Source organism: Pseudomonas sp. RA_35y_Pfl2_P32, from assembly GCF_963970735.1.
GTDB lineage: Bacteria > Pseudomonadota > Gammaproteobacteria > Pseudomonadales > Pseudomonadaceae > Aquipseudomonas.
Genome location: NZ_CAXAQF010000188.1, coordinates 1 through 533 on the forward strand (window position 1 = coordinate 1; position 533 = coordinate 533).

Below are 533 nucleotides of genomic sequence, written 5' to 3' on the forward strand. Positions count from 1 at the left end.
CCATGCCAAGGTCTCGATGGTCGCCCGCCGCGAAAACGGGCAATACCGCACCTACTGCCATTTCGGTACGGGCAACTATCACCCGATCACAGCGAAGGTGTATACCGACCTCAGCTTCTTCACCGCCGACCCGCGGCTCGGGCGCGATGCCGCGCAGATGTTCAACTACATCACCGGCTATGTCGAACCCGAGAATATGACGCTGATCAGCCTGTCGCCGCGCGATTTGCGCCCGCGCCTGATGCGGTTGATCGACGCCGAGATCGCCAATTCGCGCGAGGGCAAGCCTGCCGCGATCTGGGCCAAGATGAATTCGGTGGTCGACCCCGCCGTGATCGAGAAATTGTACGAAGCCTCAAACGCAGGGGTCGAGATCGACCTGATCGTACGCGGAATTTGCTGTCTGAAGCCCGGCGTCCCCGGCATGTCCGAGAATATCCGTGTTAAATCAGTGATCGGGCGTTTTCTGGAACACAGTCGCATCTGGGCGTTCGGCAATGGCAAGGCCTTGCCCAATGACGGTGCCAAGTTGT

General features: G+C 59.7%; 1 pseudogene. It reads left to right on the forward strand.

Annotated elements, in window-relative coordinates:
* Positions 1-533, forward strand: a pseudogene (locus AACY45_RS27790) (polyphosphate kinase 1); the annotation flags it as partial.